We start from the raw sequence: 554 nt of genomic DNA on the forward strand, positions 1-554 counted from the left end.
TTTTCTGATACATCTTGGCTCCTTAAAGTGAGTCAGGTGTTTGTAATTTTCATTGATATTTTCAACGTGAAATTTCAGTGTACTAAAATTTTCCGTGACAAAATATTGAAATTTACGCAGATTATGGGTGAAAATTACCCAAAGAATAGCTTAAATCACCTCTAATCTCTCAACCTTACTCTCGCAGAGTCCTTAAGCTCTTTTCTCAAATCCTCCTTTTTTAGCCGATCTTATCACAATATTGGGGAACAATTTTAGAAGCGGGACCATAATAAGCCTCATCAAAGAGGGTTGCTCCTTTTGTCGGTTCAAGGTTGAGTTCAACGCTATGCGGCCCCACCATTTTCGCAAGTTCAACAAAGCCAGCTGCGGGATAGACATTTCCCGAGGTACCGATGGAGAGAAAGAGATCTGCATTTTCTAACGCTTTATAGATTCGTTCCATCTCTAGCGGCATCTCCCCAAACCAAACAATATGGGGGCGGAGATTTCCTCGCTGTTGGCAACAGGGGCAGAGGCTCTCTATCGTCACCGGTTGCTGCCAATCAAAAATC

1 protein-coding gene is annotated in these 554 nt (G+C 42.2%); it reads right to left on the reverse strand.

The window, feature by feature from the left end:
- Positions 1 to 220 precede the first annotated feature (220 nt).
- The coding region (locus FK268_RS26130; RefSeq protein WP_497997385.1) for a Sir2 family NAD-dependent protein deacetylase at positions 221 to 554 on the reverse strand (334 nt) is incomplete at its 5' end.

This window comes from Tsukamurella sputi (genome assembly GCF_007858445.1).
Classification (GTDB): domain Bacteria; phylum Actinomycetota; class Actinomycetes; order Mycobacteriales; family Mycobacteriaceae; genus Tsukamurella; species Tsukamurella sputi.